14 protein-coding genes are annotated in these 14525 nt (G+C 58.3%); 7 read left to right on the forward strand and 7 right to left on the reverse strand.

Annotated features, from left to right (window positions below; all coding sequences use genetic code 11):
- Positions 1-25: 25 nt before the first annotated feature.
- Positions 26-1090: a Gfo/Idh/MocA family protein gene (locus tag L1047_RS13875; protein WP_235279549.1), complete on the reverse strand. Its 1065-nt coding sequence runs from the start codon at positions 1088-1090 to the stop codon at positions 26-28.
- 114 nt (positions 1091-1204) lie between these two features.
- Positions 1205-2830 (reverse strand): phospholipid carrier-dependent glycosyltransferase, encoded by a 1626-nt coding sequence (locus L1047_RS13880; protein ID WP_235279550.1) that lies wholly within the window; start codon positions 2828-2830, stop codon positions 1205-1207.
- Positions 2831-3045: 215 nt separating this feature from the next.
- Here L1047_RS13880 and L1047_RS13885 point away from each other — a divergent pair, with 215 nt between their 5' ends.
- Together L1047_RS13885 and L1047_RS13890 are read left to right on the forward strand one after the other, a co-directional pair.
- Positions 3046-5232: a hypothetical protein gene (locus L1047_RS13885; RefSeq protein WP_235279551.1), complete on the forward strand. Its 2187-nt coding sequence runs from the start codon at positions 3046-3048 to the stop codon at positions 5230-5232.
- Positions 5233-5321: 89 nt separating this feature from the next.
- On the forward strand, positions 5322-6293 hold the full coding sequence (locus L1047_RS13890; RefSeq protein WP_235279552.1) for a leishmanolysin-related zinc metalloendopeptidase: 972 nt from the start codon (positions 5322-5324) through the stop codon (positions 6291-6293).
- Here the strand turns inward: L1047_RS13890 and L1047_RS13895 are convergent.
- The 5 genes from L1047_RS13895 to L1047_RS13915 form a co-directional block, all read right to left on the reverse strand.
- Positions 6272-7129 (reverse strand): ABC transporter permease, encoded by an 858-nt coding sequence (locus tag L1047_RS13895; RefSeq protein ID WP_235279553.1) that lies wholly within the window; start codon positions 7127-7129, stop codon positions 6272-6274. The two genes, L1047_RS13890 and L1047_RS13895, sit on opposite strands and share 22 nt — an antisense overlap.
- Positions 7086-7910, reverse strand: coding sequence for an ABC transporter ATP-binding protein (locus tag L1047_RS13900; RefSeq protein WP_235279554.1), 825 nt, complete (start codon positions 7908-7910; stop codon positions 7086-7088). The genes L1047_RS13895 and L1047_RS13900 overlap by 44 nt, the downstream gene beginning before the upstream one ends.
- On the reverse strand, positions 7907-8404 hold the full coding sequence (locus tag L1047_RS13905) for a MarR family winged helix-turn-helix transcriptional regulator (protein ID WP_235279555.1): 498 nt from the start codon (positions 8402-8404) through the stop codon (positions 7907-7909). Before L1047_RS13905 ends, L1047_RS13900 begins: the two co-directional genes overlap by 4 nt.
- Positions 8405-8552: 148 nt before the next feature.
- The gene (locus L1047_RS13910) at positions 8553-9719 is read right to left on the reverse strand and encodes a carboxypeptidase-like regulatory domain-containing protein (protein WP_235279556.1); all 1167 of its coding nucleotides are present in this window, start codon (positions 9717-9719) and stop codon (positions 8553-8555) included.
- Positions 9716-11662, reverse strand: a complete 1947-nt coding sequence (locus L1047_RS13915) for a carboxypeptidase regulatory-like domain-containing protein (protein WP_235279557.1) — start codon at positions 11660-11662, stop codon at positions 9716-9718. Before L1047_RS13915 ends, L1047_RS13910 begins: the two co-directional genes overlap by 4 nt.
- A 168-nt stretch (positions 11663-11830) precedes the next feature.
- On the opposite strand from L1047_RS13915, the gene rpmJ reads away from it, so the two are divergent.
- The 5 genes from rpmJ (at position 11831) to rplQ (ending at position 14521) form a co-directional block, all read left to right on the forward strand.
- Entirely contained in the window at positions 11831-11947 is a 117-nt protein-coding gene (rpmJ, locus tag L1047_RS13920; RefSeq protein WP_011433187.1) for a 50S ribosomal protein L36, read from the forward strand.
- Between the two features lie 197 nt (positions 11948-12144).
- Positions 12145-12528 carry a 30S ribosomal protein S13 gene (gene rpsM / locus L1047_RS13925; protein ID WP_235279558.1) on the forward strand — a complete coding sequence of 128 codons (384 nt, stop codon included), beginning with the start codon at positions 12145-12147 and terminating at the stop codon, positions 12526-12528.
- A 76-nt stretch (positions 12529-12604) separates the two neighbouring features.
- A complete protein-coding gene (gene rpsK, locus L1047_RS13930; RefSeq protein ID WP_235279559.1) occupies positions 12605-12991 on the forward strand; it encodes a 30S ribosomal protein S11 in 387 nt (128 codons plus the stop codon).
- A gap of 130 nt (positions 12992-13121) precedes the next feature.
- Complete coding sequence (locus L1047_RS13935) at positions 13122-14114, forward strand: DNA-directed RNA polymerase subunit alpha (RefSeq protein ID WP_235279698.1); 993 nt, start codon at positions 13122-13124, stop codon at positions 14112-14114.
- 56 nt (positions 14115-14170) lie between these two features.
- Positions 14171-14521 carry a 50S ribosomal protein L17 gene (rplQ, locus tag L1047_RS13940; RefSeq protein WP_235279560.1) on the forward strand — a complete coding sequence of 117 codons (351 nt, stop codon included), beginning with the start codon at positions 14171-14173 and terminating at the stop codon, positions 14519-14521.
- Positions 14522-14525: the final 4 nt, after the last annotated feature.

Raw genomic sequence — 14525 nt, forward strand, 5'->3', positions numbered from 1 at the left:
CCCTACCATCAGTTAAGACCTGAAATTAGGGATGAAAGCTGCGGCTGGGTTTGGCCTCACTCCAGGCGCATCCATCCAGGGCAATGCGCTCCACTTCCGAGGCCAGTTTGAGAGCCTTGAGGGCCTGCTCGCCCCCGACCGAGGGTTGATTGCCGCCGCGCACACAGTTGATGAAGTGCTCTAGCTCGGCGTGCAGCTTATCGATGTTGTCTGTATGAACCTTCTCGATCAAACAATCCCGCTGGTAGGGCATTTGGCCATAGTCGCTAGTGGAGCTAGCGGATCCCTGACGATACACCGAGATCTCATTGTCTAAAAAGTCGGCTTCCACGAGCGCATTTTTGCAGTGGACGGCTATTTTGCGCACCTTGCGATGGGTAACTTTGCTGGCGGTGAGGGTGGCGATGGCTCCGTTGGCAAAAGTGAGGGTGGCGGTGACGTAGTCCAGGTAGCCCAGCTTCGAGGCGCGGTTGCCACTGGCGGTGACCTGAATCACGGGGGAAGCGATTAACTCTAGCAACAGATCGATGTCGTGGATCATCAGATCGAACACCACCGACACATCACTGGCCCGGTCGGAATAGGGGCTGAGTCGATGGGCCTCAAACGCCAAAGGCTCCTCGGTTTGCAGCACCTGGCCCAATTTCTGAAAGGCGGGGCTAAAGCGCTCAATATGGCCCACCTGCAAGATGCAGTTGCAATCGGCAGCGCGGTTGACCAAAGATTCCGCTTCGCTGATGTTGGCGGCAATGGGTTTTTCAATCAGAACATGCACCCCTGCCTCCAGGCAGGCCAGACCCACCTCATGGTGCAGTACTGTCGGTACGGCAATGGCGACAGCGGCCACGTGGGGGAGCAGTTCTCGGTAATCTTCGTAGAAATGAATGCGATGGCGACTGGCCACATCCAGGCCCCGTTCCACATTCACATCCGCCACCCCCACCACCTGCACATCCTTCATACGGCTAAAAACGCGGGTGTGATGCTGGCCCATGTTGCCTACCCCGATTACGCCGACAGGAACAGCTTGCCCGGTATAAGCCAGCGGGCTTCGAGGGGAGTTGGCAGGACTCGGGCAGGATCGGGCCATGACGTTTCCACTACCTCCACCAAAAAGGTTTCGTGAGGCTCCACCGACGTTTTTGAGTAACGGAGCGTAGCGTTTTCACGAAACAAACTTCACAAAGCTTACCATGCTTATTTCTTAAATCCAGTTCAAGCCTGGGATCGGCGGCAAACGCAGCGGCGTTCGCTCACAGGATTCGGGGCTGAAACAAAACAAGGGGAGCGGTGTAGAGCGAAACCACATGCGGGCATAGAAGCCACTGGGGCTGAGGGGCAAACCCAACCAAATCGGGAAAAAGAAAACAAACGTTGCCAAAACCAGCGCCACCGCCGTAAGGCTTGCTCCCCGCCAGAAGCGTCGGTAACTTCGCCAGCCCAGTAGCACCAACCAGGCCAAGGCCAGCGTGCTAAAGGCCAGGGCACTCATGTAGTGGTAGATGAACACGCAGCGGCTGACGATGAACCAGGGTAGGTAGTTGGCGGCATAGCCGATCAAAATGAAGGCTTCAATGCCATGAAAGCGGCGGATCCCGCGCCCAACCAAAACCAAAATGGATCCCGTGCCCAGCCACCACAGCCAGGGATTGCCCAAGCCCTGCACCGCCCGCCAGAGGTTGTCTTCGCTGCTGAAGTAGTAGCCTACGGAACGGCCCATGATCGGCCACGACCAAGCCCCCGCCGAAGCCAACCGAGTCGCCAACCAAGGGCGCAACGCTGGGAACCAAGCTAGTAGGGATCGCAAACTGGTGGAGCAATAGGGATGCACAGGGGTTTCTTCATTCACTACCAAACTGCCTATTGTCTGCCCGCTGTAGAGCGATTGGTTAATGGCCACTAAGGATCGAACATAGTTTTGGATGCCAGTGGGGCTCCAGTCAAGGGTTAGGCCCAGCTGCGGGTTTAACTGCAAATGCGGGATCCATTGCAGGGCATAGAACACCAGTGGGGTGAGGATGAAGCAGAAGGCATAGTGCCACCAATGCAGATGGCGGATCTGGAGCAAAATGCCCAGGCGCGGGATCCACCGGGGGCGCAGCCAGATCACCCCCCAAACGAGGATCCCCAGCAGTGCAAACATAAAGGCAAACCAGAGGCCATTCCACTTCACGGAAGCCGCCGCCCCCAACATCACCCCAGAGCCGGTAAAGTGAATCGCCCGTTGCCAGCCGCGGCGCTCCAGCCCCCCTAGCAAGAGAATGGTTGCTGCTAGGCCAAAGGCGACGAGGTAAACGTTGATTAGCCCGAAGCGGGATTCCACCAAAAAGATGCCATCCGTCAACAACAGCGCCCCACTCAGCAGCGCCAGCCCGACATGGTAGGTGAGGCGATAGGTCAGCCCCGTCAGCAACAGCGGGATCAAGGATCCACAGAAGGCGGTAGCGAAGCGAAACCCCCATTCATTGCGGCCAAACACCTGAATGCTGAGGGCGATGAAGTATTTGCCCAGGGGTGGGTGTACATCGAAGGAAGGCTTGCCATCCAAGTAATTTTGGGCAAACTCCGGGAAATACACCTCGTCGAAGACAGGGGCAGGAAACTCATCCAGCCGCCACAGGCGCAGCCCCAACCCCACCACAAAGATCGCCAAAGCCCCCCACAGTAAGACCGCCCGGGATCCGGATCCCTGGAGCCCTTCTGTGGAGGAGGTGAGGGCCGTAAAGCGGGGGGGAACCTCTGTCCGGGAGGATGTTGTGGAAGGAACATCCTCTAGGGGAAGATCATCCTTTTCGGGATCCTGAGAGGGAGGGATGGGCTCCGAAGTCATGGGCAACATGTGGGCAAGACTGCAGCAGGGATCCCCAGGATCCCCAGAGTTACTCTAGCCTCTTCCCTGGATCTCGCCTTGCGGTTGAGGGCTAACCCATCTGAACAAAATGGCCGAAGCGATTGAGAAGGATTGAGAATACTAAATAGCCTCAATTTTCCCAAGGGATCCAAGTGAGGGAGATAGAGTAGAACTGTCGGGTTGGGTCAACCATCATGCCCCTCTTCATGGCACTCTTGGTGCTGCTGTCGTCGGTATTTGGGTTGGGATCCCTGCCGGCCCAAGCCCAAGCCGCTGCTTGTCCCCATGCCACCCTGCGCTTGGAGTCCATTCTGGCGGTGGATAGCACCCGAGTCTGTGAAGCGGCAGCCCCCTGGGCAGCCAGAGGCTTTCGGGTATTGGTTTATCTGACGGATGCACGGGATCCCACTGAAGATGCCTGGTTTGAGCGGATTGACCGGGTAGAGGCTGCGGCCGGACTGCGGGATCTCTCGCAAGCGGATTTTTACGATCGCAACGGGCTAACCCTGGCCGCTAGCACCGACACCACCCTGCCCTGGGGCTTCAACATCACCTACGGCGAAACTCTCTACGGCACCCGTCTCGACACATCCGACCGCGAGTACGAACGCATCAGAAGTGAAGTGCGCGCCCTACTTCGCCGCGGGGATCCCTCGCAAGCCTTGATCACCGGCCTGACGGAGAGTTACACCCTGGCCTATCCTCCTCCTGTTTCTCCCTGGCTGTTGGGGGGGGTGGGGGCAGGCACCGTGGCCGTGATTGGCAGCATGATCTATCTGCCCAAACAGCGCCGCCGCCAACAACTGCAAAACCAGCTCCAAGCCCTACAGGCTCCTGTTGCCACCTTGCTCTTGGCCTTAGAACAGCTGCTGCCCGGCGACAAACCGGAAGAGATGATCTTCTACCGGCTCTTTTTGATATTGGGGGGGGATCGCTACCCCTATCTGGGATCCCAAATTTTGAATGCCCTACAAGAGTGCCGTCGCTCCCTTACCCAAGCCTTTTGGGTACAAGGACAACTGTCCGGCCAACCCGCCACTACCATCCCCGAATTGGAGCAACAGGTAGAAGCCTGGGAGCGCCTCTACGTCAGTTTGGTGGGTAGCCGCGAGCATCTGCTCAACCTCACAGAAGAGCAACTGCAAACCCTGCTTAACCCGGTGCAATTTCTGCCCTCCAATCGCGTCAGCGGGACGGAGTCCAATCGCGTCAGCGGGACGGAGTCCAATCGCGTCAGCGGGACGGAGTCCTTTCGCGTCAGCGGGACGGAGTCCTTTCGCGTCAGTGCGCCGCAAGACGATCAGCGCCAGGGATCCCTCAGCCATCAACTGGAAGACCTGCGCCAACAGTTGGAAGGCCGTCCCTTAAAAGTGAAGCTGCTGCGGGTGGATCCCAGCCAGTTGGATGCCGACGGTATTTTGGGCCTGATCGACCAAATTCAGCAGGATCTCAGCCGACTACAAACTGCCCCTACCCGCTTGCCCGCCCAACTGGCCACCCTAGAAAACCTGCTGCGCCAACCTCCAATCAGGATCCCTGGACTGACTGGGCTGCTCAGCCAAGCCCAAACCCTGCATCAGCAGGGGTTGGATCTGGACGGCCTAGAATTGACCGAAGCCGGGATCCGGCTGATCGAACTGCTCGCCCACATCCAAGACTGGCAGGCAGAAGGCTACCGCTTCCCCACTCAAGCTGCGGATTTCGCCCAACTGGATGCCGCCCTGGGATCCCTGAGGCAACTGGGGCCAACTCAAGTAGCGAGTGCCATCCCCACCCTAAAAAACGCCATCCACAGTCTGGAAAACCATTGCCGCAGCCACATCCAACAGCACCAAAAAAACCAGAAAGATCTCACCCGAATTCAAAGCCAGTTCCAAGCCCTTAGCCAGCAGCGGTTGCCGGCCCTAGAGCGGCGTATGGCTACTGCTCCCAAGCGGATAGGGATGGGCTTCCCCCCCTACGAAGACTTGAATCAAGCCAAGCAACTGCTCCTTTACGTGGAACAAGAAGGGATCCCAGCCATTCAAGGCTGGAACAGCCTCGCTGTTCCCGTCAGCGGGACGGAGTCCTTGCAACAATTTGAGCAAGCGGCGCAGGAGATAGAGCGCGTTCAACAGGCATTGCAGCGCACTCAGGAGATCCTGGCTCGCCTAGAGCAAGCGCTGCGCCAAGCGGAGCAACAGAGCTACGACCGGGGAGGCAATACGGTGGTGGTGGTCAACTCCGGATCCTTTGGGAAAACTCGCTCCAGTGGTTCTTGGGGTTCTTCAGAGATGGGATCTTCTGGCAGTTCCTCGAGATCTTCTAGCTCCTCCTCCCGGCCCTCCTCCGGGGGCAGCTCCTCTCGCCGCTCTTCTGGGGGATCCTCCCGCCGCCGGTAAATGACCGAGCAACGGGGAGACAAGCTCCCGTGGCCAAGCCAGAAGGGGGCGGGAATAATAGCTGACGGAAGCTCCCTGATTGACCGATTGTGCATCACCTGTTTTTGCCAGGCTTTCTACCCCATGCGGGGAGCCATCGCCCTGGGATCTTGTTCCGTTCGCTGGCTAAGATTTTCCCGCTAATCCTGTTGGTGCTGTCGTTGGGATTGGTCTCCTGCGGGGTATCCAGTCTGGTTCCCCCGCCTCCCCAAACGGGATCCTTTTCTATTCAATGGCGTTTTCTGGGGCCCTCTCCGACCCCAAGCCAACGGGTGCTGTTTGAACGGGCGGCCCAACGCTGGCAAAAACTGATTGTGATGAAACTGACCCCGGTAGCGCTACGTTTGGCCCCCGACCATTGCCTGCCCGGATCCCCGCCGTTGCAGCAACAGGTGGATGATCTATTGATTGATGTTCAGGTATTGCTTATTGATGGCCCCGGCCAGGTGTTGGGGTTAGCCAGCCCCTGTGTCTTGCGCCAAGCGGATCAAATGCCGGTGTATGGCTTTATGCAGTTGGATCAAGAAGATGTGGAGGAGTTGGAGGCATCCGGTCACCTGGAAACGGTGCTTTTGCACGAAATTGCCCATGTGCTGGGGTTTGGATCCCTTTGGCAACAGCGGCATCTGCTGGCCGGATTGGGATCGGCGGATCCCCGCTATTTGGGGCAACGGGCCAATGAGCAGTTCAGCCGTTTGGGAGGTCTCGGACTCACCCCCCTAGAAAACGAAGGGGGGGACCTCAGCCGCGATGTGCATTGGCGTTCTGTAGATCTCAGAGGAGAGTTGATGACGGGATCCCCTGGCCAAGCCCTGAGTGTGCTGAGTTTGGCCGCCCTAGCGGATCTGGGCTACCAGGTGAATTGGAGTGGGGCGGATCCGTTTGAATTGTCCCAGGGATCCCACCCTCCTACTGAGTCCCGTACTACCGGATTCCACTACCGGGAATGGGTTTACCCAGGGCCGTTTTGGTGGGTGGATGACCAGGGATCCCTAACCCCTCAGCGCACCAGGCGTGGGTAGAGTCGTCCCCCTACCGCCGAAAGCACCGCTGTAGCTACAGCCAAGATCGACAGGTTCATCCAGAAGGGATAGACACTGCCATCCACCGCCAGCATCAGGCCCCGCAGCGCATCCACCAAATAGGTGAGTGGGTTGAGCAAGGCCAAAACCTGTAGCCAACCTGGCATCAACTCAATCGGGTAAATGGCGTTGCTGGCAAAAAACAGGGGCATCGTCAGCAATTGCCCCACCCCCATAAACTGCTCGTGGGTGCGCACCCCGCAGGCCACGATCAACGAAAGCGCCGAAAACACCCCTGCCCCCAACATCACCGCCAGCATCACCCCCAGCAGATGCAAGGGATCCCAGTTCAGCCCCACCCCCAGAGCAATCGCCAGTCCATACACCACCACCGCCTGCGACAGGCTGCGGATCCCGGCGGCAATCCCTTTGCCCAAGATCAGAGCTGAGCGGGGGGTCGGGCTGACCATGAGCTTGTGCAAAATCCCCAGATCCCGCTCCCAAATCACCGATAGACCCGTGAAGATGGACATAAACAAAATGCTCTGGGCCAGGATCCCGGCGGTCATGAATTCCAAATAGCTGAGATCGCCGGTGGGAATGGCCCGCAACCGTCCAAACACCTGCCCAAACACCAGCAGCCACAGAGCGGGTTGTACGGCACGGGTCAACAGTTGGCTGGGATCATGGCGCAGTTTGCGGATCTCCAACTCGGTGGCCACCAAGGTTTTATAGAGAAACCCCAAGGGGTTAAACGATGAGGTCGGAAGGGGGTGTTGGGATCCCTGCTGTTCAACCCAATCGTTGCGCCGTGTGTCGCGTAGCTGAGGTGTCACGATAATTATTGCCTCCTGGAGTCCCGGAACCGGGCACAGCCTCGCTAAGATCGTTCCCGGTGTAGTGGATAAACACGTCATCTAAAGTGGCATTGGCCTGGGGAATGCCTGCCTTGAGTCTCTCTGGGGTATCTTGGGCCACGACCCGCCCCTGGTGCATGATGGCGATGCGGTCACAGAGACTATCCGCCTCATCCATGAAGTGGGTGGTGAGAAAGATGGTCGCCCCCCGCTCCTGCCGCAGTTGCAAAATCAGCTCCCACATTGCTTTGCGCGCTACGGGATCTAGCCCCACGGTGGGTTCATCCAAAAACAACACTTTCGGCTCATGTAGCAAGGCTTGGGCGATCTCTAGCCGCCGAATCATGCCGCCGGAATAGGTGCGCACCAGCTTATCCTCTACGCTCTCCAGCCCGACATAGCGCAAAATCTCCTCAATACGGGGGCGGCGCTGTGCCCGGGGCAAATCGTAGAACTTGGACAACAGCAGCATGTTCTCAAACCCGGAGAGGGTGCTATCGGCGGAAAGGGCCTGGGGCACGTAGCCGATCAGTCGCTGTACCATGGTCGGCTGCCGCTGCACATCGTATCCGCCAATCGTGGCCCTGCCGGAGGTGGGGGCGAGCAGGGTGGTGAGTACCTTGATGGTCGTGCTTTTCCCGGCGCCATTCGGCCCCAACAAGCCAAAAATTTCCCCTGCCCCGACGGACAAGGCCAATTGATCCACAGCCGTGAAGGAGCCAAAGCGGCGGGTGAGTTGGTGGGTGATGAGAATGTTCATGCTGTCTGCGAATCCCTCCCTTGGAAGCGCTCGGCTTCTTCAGACAAGCTTTCTGCCAACAGCGTGATCCCCGCTTGAATTTGTGACCGTTGGGAGGGCAATAAGCGGGCCAAACGGCTGGCCAGGTAGGCCTGGGTAGCAGCCAAGGCCTGTTGCAGTTGCGCCTCCCCTGCTGCTGTCAGGCTTAGCTTCAGCCGCCGTCGCTGCTGTGGATCTTCGGTGCGCTCTACCCAGCCCCGCTCCACCAGCCGCTGAATCATGGTGGACATCGTGGGCAAGGAAACATCCAGATAGTCCGCCACCTGGGAAAGGGATCCCTGAGGGCAGCGCTGCAAATAGATCAAGGCCCGCAGTTGCGAAAGCGATAAGAAGGGGGCTGCCTGTCGTCGCATTTCCGCCCGCAGCTGCCGCACCACCTGGGGAAGCATCTCCATCAGAGTGGCCGCGCACGCTTCGCAGGAGAGGGCTGGAGCAGAGAGGGTTTCTAGCACCATGGTTGGCCATCCAGCTTCGGCTGCCTTCGATTATAAGGTTTGCTGAGCTAATGATTAGAACCTGAAATGTTAATTTTTGAGATATATCTGTCTCCGTCTGTCTCAGGACATCTGCCTGTGGGGGCTGTAGTTCCTCAGGGATCCCGCGCTAGGGGGCGGGGGTGGCGGCGGGAATGCGCAGCTCAACCGTGGTATCGAGGCGAGAAGGAGGGGGCGGGGCTTCTCCTGCTGCTGCTTCTAGGTATTGGGCAAGGGGGTGATTTTCCTGCCAACGGGATCCCACCTCACTGGCCATTTGCGTCACCTGAATTTGATAGAGCTGCGCCAATTCGGCGGCATTGAGGTTGCTGCGTTCCACCTGATCACGGCTGGCCTCGGCTAGGACTTCCACCACAAGGTTCCCTTGCTCATCAAATCGCCACAGTTCCAGGCGGCTGCGAGAGCGCAGGCTCAGCTCCGTCGGCGAAGCAGGGCGAGTCAGGACATCGACTCGAGCAATCACAATCGCTTCTAAACCCAGGTAATCGAAGAATTGGGCGACCGCTTCCGGCTTGCGGCGATCCCACTCAAACAGCTCGTAGATGGGCCAGCCCACCTCGCGCAGGATCGGCTGAATGCGGCGATTGTCTAGGGGCACCACCGTCTCACCATCCGGGATCAGTCCCAACCGCACCGCCTCCAGGGTCAGTCGTTGCCCCAAAAGTTGGGTTTGCTCCAGCCCCCCCACCCCCAAAATGCCAAGGCGACGACGGGGCTGTGGTTGAATAGGCACCTGCAGAACCACATCGACAGGGGTGGTCAGGCCCGCCTGCAGCAAGATCTCCTTCTCGGCCAACTCGTAGTCAGGGTGCCACACCGTCAGTAGGCGCCGCCCAGCCTCCGCGTGGTTCAGCTCAAAAGCGCCCCGCTCATCGGTTTGGATCGGTTGATTGGGGTTCTCGCCCCCCTCCAGCTGCACCTGTGCGCCCACAACCGGCTGCCCGACACTATCGCTTACCTGCCCTACCAATCGAGCGGATCCCTGTGGGCTGTTGCGGGAACCGTTGCCGTTCGTCTCTGGGGGAGGGAAGGGCGGGTTTTGAAAGGGAAACAGCGGTGTGAGGCGCGGAATCGGGGTGGCCGGGGCTTGCGCCAGCGCTCCTGAAGCCAACACTAACCAGCCACAAAGGGCGAGGAGGCCTGAGCTGATCATTGCGACAAGTCGCCGCTGGCGCGAATCCTGGGGGGAAGGGAGGGAGAAGAAGAGAGACATGGGCAAGGTGGCGATCGGTAACGTCAGGCGTAAAGCCTTGCTGAAGGGATCATGATGGATCATGATCCAGAAAAGGGATTGCTGGCTTGCCATTGATTGACGAAGACAGGCACCATATTGCGTACCTGCAGGCGAAACAACCCCGCCGCCGCATCTTCAAACAGGGGATCCCCACCCACATCATCCCGTCCGTAAGCTTCGTAGTAGCGAGCCTGATCCCCAGGCTGATCCTGCTGCAAGTCCACCACCACCACCAGCCCCCGGCTGCGCAACTGGTTGGGGGTAAAGTTGGGGATCTCTACCGGCACCATCGGGGCGACGAAGCGCAAAGCCGTATTCAATAGAGAACTGCCCTGGCGGCTGTAATCCCGTGAGATTTGCATCTGGGTCAAGAGAATGTAGCGCAACCCCAAGGCATCACCAATCACCTTCAGCTTGGCCAAGTCAGGGGTATAGCGTTCATCCCGATCCAACAAGGTGAGGCCACGGGTGAGGGGTAAGAGCGGCTCAAACTGGGGATCCGGCCCCAAAGGCCCATTCAGCAGCATCACCTGCCGCTGGGGTTGCAATTCCTTCAGGGCAGCACTGAGATGACGGGCCAGCTCGTCTGAATAGACAGGTTCATCCGGCAGCAAGCCAATGCCTTCCGGCTTGTGAACGGGATCCCCCGGCGGCAGACGAATGTCTTGGGTAGCTACAAAGCCAGCACGTACTTCCACCTGCGTACTGGTTACCGGAAAACCCGGCACTTCCACATCCACCAGGTACAGTCCCGCCGGCAATTCCGGGAGTACATAGCTGCCATCAGCGGCAATACGAATCTGCTGTTGGGGCTGGGTAGCGGTGGCAGTTAGGTTCAAAACCCCCGTCTGGATGGGTTTCCCAGCAATATCTAGCACTCGCCCCGTCACCACACCCCGATTGGCTGTGGCTGAGACTTCCAGGGATCCGCCATTGTCGGCAACTGCCGCCCGGGCTTGGCCTTGAATGTCCTCCAGCCAGCACAAAGCCGGGATCCCGGCCGAGACGACTAGCAGATCCCGCGTTCCCAACACCGCCAGTCCCGTCGGTTGTCCTTCTAAGCGTAACGAAGCTTCCAATCGCCCCGTCTCCAAATTCACCACCTGCAAACGGTCGCTATCCCGAGAGGTGACATAGGCCCAACGACCATCGGGAGATAGCACCAGCCGAGTCGGTCGCCAGTCCAGTCCAATGCGCTGCAGGGCTTCGCCACCTCGGTTTAAGTCCAGCACCGTCAGATCTTGACTGCCGGAGTTGAGCACCACCAAGCGTTGCTGTCCCGAATCAAGCGCCAACATCTCCGGAGTATCTCCACCCCGCCAACGGGCCAACAGCTCGCCATTGTCGGGATTGACCACCACCAAACTTAGGGGATCCTCCCCGGCTAAGCCCACAAATAGGGATCCCCGCTCCGGGTCATAAGCCAACGCCAAGGGTGGCCCCGGCATCGGCAAATGACGGGCCTGCGGCTGATCAAGGTGAATCACGGCCAAACTTTGGGCGGAGGGCATAGAGGCAAAAACCCGTCCTGTGGCCGGATCTAGGGCAATATCCAACACCCCTGCCGCCAATCCATAGGCTTGAATGAGCTCCCCGGTGAGCAGGTCGATGGCCACCAGCCCCGGCGCATTCGGGCCAGAGGCATAGAGCACCTGCCGCGCCCCATCCACCCGCACAATACTGGGTGCAAAACCCACCGACACCTGCCACAAGGGATCCCCGCTGGCCAAGTCCAAAAGGGTTACTGCCTGCTCCTCTAGCAAGCCAACAGCAACCCAACCCTGCTCCGGCACCAGATCGATCCGGTCGGCGGAGCTGCTCAAAGGCAAGAGCACATCCGTCTTTGCTGCCCACCCGTTCTCGTCTGTAGCGGATTGCTCAAGCGCAGATGGAGAGCCTGCTGCAGGTGCGGAGATCTCTTGTCCCAGCACAGGGGATCCCAACCCCAGTACGCCGCTCACCACGACTAGCCATTGCCACCACATTCACCTTCTCCGTTTCACAACCCAGCGGGCTGCAGACTTAGCAACTACTTGCTCAACCAGCATAGCCAACCCACTCCATCCGCTCAGTGTCAGAAGACCCAAACAAATTTTGACAGGTTACACAGACAAACTTAGAATGGATATTCGCTGGTTTTGTCAGGATCAATCATGAAGGTGCGGCCCTCCGTCCGTCGGATCTGTGAAAAATGTCGTGTCATCCGCCGCCACGGTCGGGTGATGGTGATTTGTTCTTCTAACCCGAAGCACAAACAACGGCAGGGATAAGGCTTTTCGGTTTTCCAGAGTTGGGTCGTCCACCCCAAGATTGGGCATGCTTAGCCTAAGGCCGCACAGAAGCTGAACATCTTAAGCATCTCTTTAGGCTGCAGCCGGTTCACCTGAATGATCTAGCCCGAGAATAGCGGATCCGCCGCAGACCACACCTCAGTTTATTCGAGTTTGTTTGGAAGGTATCACCAACTATGGTACGGATTGCGGGAGTTGACATCCCACGCGAAAAACGAGTTGAGATCGCCCTCACCTATATTTACGGGATCGGCTTAAGTCGCGCCCGCCACATCCTGGCAAAGACCGGGGTTAATCCAGACACCCGCACCCGCGACCTGACGGATGCAGAGGTGGCGGCTCTACGGGCAACCGTGGAAGGCGACTACCAGGTGGAAGGGGATCTGCGTCGGCAAGAGTCGATGAACATCAAACGGTTGATCGACATCGGCACCTACCGAGGCCGTCGCCATCGCATGGGCCTTCCCCTCCGAGGCCAGCGCACCCGCACCAATGCCCGCACCCGCAAAGGGGCGAAAAAAACGGTGGCCGGGAAGAAAAAAGCTCCTGGCAAGAAATAGTAGCTGGGCTTTGGCAAAAGGCAAGCCTATCTCAATCCCGGATCCCAAACAGTTGATAATAAGGACGCACAGGTACATGGCTCGGCAGCAACGGCGCGGACGTAAGGTCAAAAAGAACATCCCCAGCGGGGTGGCTTACATTCAGTCCACTTTCAACAACACCATCGTCACGATTACGGATCCCAACGGCGATGTGGTGTCCTGGGCCTCCGCAGGATCTACCGGGTTCAAAGGTGCCAAAAAAGGTACCCCCTTCGCGGCCCAGACCGCCGCAGAAAGCGCAGCGCGTCAGGCGATGGAGAACGGCATGCGCCAAATCGAGGTGATGGTGAGCGGTCCTGGCTCGGGTCGAGAAACGGCGATTCGGTCTCTACAGGCAACGGGCTTGGAAATCACCCTGATTCGGGACATCACTCCCATCCCCCACAACGGATGTCGTCCCCCCAAGCGGCGGCGCGTCTAAAAAAAGAATCCCATGATCCCGGCAGGACTTTGCCTGGGATCCCTAATCCCTATAAGGGATGACTGACCTAAGAGAGTTACCAGTTTTCCAGAATTTTTCCAGAATCGAGCCAAACGGACGGGGCCCTATGATGCAAACCAGTCGAACACTTCACAACTTGGGTAGCAAGGGGGGATTTAGCAGTGCTGCCTACCAAACTGAGTGCGTCGAATCCCATCAGGATGCTGCCGGTGTTCACTACGGCAAATTTGCCTTGGGGCCATTGGAGCGAGGCCAGGGGATCACAGTGGGCAATGCGCTGCGCCGGGTTCTACTCTCTAACCTGGAAGGGACAGCGGTGACGGCGGTTCGTATTGCTGGGGTGAGCCATGAATTCTCTACGGTGCCAGGGGTGCGGGAAGATGTGATGGAAATTCTCCTGAACATGAAGGATCTGGTATTGCGTTCTACGGCTCCAGAAAACCAAATGGGCCGTTTGGTAGCCCAGGGGCCAGGGGAAGTCACCGCCGAGAAGCTGCAACTCCCCAACGACGTGGAAGTGATCAACCCCCGTCACCACATTGCCACCCTCTCAGAAGGGGCGATTTTGGAAATGGAGTTCATGATTGGCCGCGGACATGGCTATCGCGCTGTGGATTATTCCGATAGTCAGGCCATGGCCATTGATTTTCTCCAGATTGACTCTGTTTTCATGCCGGTGCGCAAGGTGAACTACTCCGTGGAAGCGGCCCGCGTTGGGGAATCCTTGGAAAAAGATCGTCTCACCCTGGAGATCTGGACCAACGGCAGCCTCACCCCCCAGGAGGCCCTTAGCCAAGCCTCGCGCATTTTGGTGGAATTGTTCTTGCCGCTGCAAGAGGTCAGCTTCGATGCCCCCGTTGCGCCCCAGCAGACGGAAGACAACCAGAAAAATCAGATCCCGATCGAGGAGTTACAGCTGTCGGTACGTGCCTACAACTGTTTGAAACGGGCTCAGATCAACACCGTCGCCGATTTGTTGGTGTACACCGAAGAGGATTTGCTCGAGATCAAAAACTTTGGCCAGAAATCTGCCGAAGAAGTGGTCGAAGCACTGAAGCTGCGCTTGGGTCTGACCTTGCCGCGTGAAAAGGGTAAGGCTTAGAGATCCCGCCGCCCCGTTTATAGATTGAGATGGATTGAGTCAGGATAAGGTTTACCATGCGTCACCGTTGTCGTACCCCCCACCTGAATAAACCGGCTGACCAGCGCAAAGCCCTGTTGCGAACGCTGACCACAGCTCTGTTACGGGAGGGGCGCATCATCACCACCAAAGCCCGCGCCAAGGCGATTCGGGCCACCACCGAGAAAATGATTACCCTAGCCAAAGACGGCTCCCTGGCTGCGCGTCGGCAGGCCATGGGCTATGTCTACGATAAGGCCCTGATCGGATCCCTGTTTGAGCAGGCTCCTGAACGCTATCGGGATCGGGCCGGTGGCTATACCCGCATTCTGCGCACCGTGCGGCGGCGGGGAGATGGGGCGGAAATGGCTGTGATCGAGCTGGTCTGACAGA

This window comes from Synechococcus sp. Nb3U1 (assembly GCF_021533835.1).
Classification (GTDB): Bacteria; Cyanobacteriota; Cyanobacteriia; order Thermostichales; family Thermostichaceae; genus Thermostichus.

Excerpts from the sequence above, each read along its gene's own strand:
- L1047_RS13905 (WP_235279555.1), bottom strand. The coding sequence starts at position 8,404 with ATGGTGCTAGAAACCCTCTCTGCTCCAGCCCTCTCCTGCGAAGCGTGC.
- L1047_RS13885 (WP_235279551.1), top strand. The coding sequence starts at position 3,046 with ATGCCCCTCTTCATGGCACTCTTGGTGCTGCTGTCGTCGGTATTTGGG.
- L1047_RS13875 (WP_235279549.1), bottom strand. The coding sequence starts at position 1,090 with ATGGCCCGATCCTGCCCGAGTCCTGCCAACTCCCCTCGAAGCCCGCTG.
- L1047_RS13935 (WP_235279698.1), top strand. The coding sequence starts at position 13,122 with ATGCAAACCAGTCGAACACTTCACAACTTGGGTAGCAAGGGGGGATTT.
- rpsM (WP_235279558.1), top strand. The coding sequence starts at position 12,145 with ATGGTACGGATTGCGGGAGTTGACATCCCACGCGAAAAACGAGTTGAG.
- L1047_RS13910 (WP_235279556.1), bottom strand. The coding sequence starts at position 9,719 with ATGATCCATCATGATCCCTTCAGCAAGGCTTTACGCCTGACGTTACCG.
- L1047_RS13915 (WP_235279557.1), bottom strand. The coding sequence starts at position 11,662 with ATGTGGTGGCAATGGCTAGTCGTGGTGAGCGGCGTACTGGGGTTGGGA.
- rplQ (WP_235279560.1), top strand. The coding sequence starts at position 14,171 with ATGCGTCACCGTTGTCGTACCCCCCACCTGAATAAACCGGCTGACCAG.
- rpsK (WP_235279559.1), top strand. The coding sequence starts at position 12,605 with ATGGCTCGGCAGCAACGGCGCGGACGTAAGGTCAAAAAGAACATCCCC.
- L1047_RS13880 (WP_235279550.1), bottom strand. The coding sequence starts at position 2,830 with ATGACTTCGGAGCCCATCCCTCCCTCTCAGGATCCCGAAAAGGATGAT.
- L1047_RS13900 (WP_235279554.1), bottom strand. The coding sequence starts at position 7,910 with ATGAACATTCTCATCACCCACCAACTCACCCGCCGCTTTGGCTCCTTC.
- rpmJ (WP_011433187.1), top strand. The coding sequence starts at position 11,831 with ATGAAGGTGCGGCCCTCCGTCCGTCGGATCTGTGAAAAATGTCGTGTC.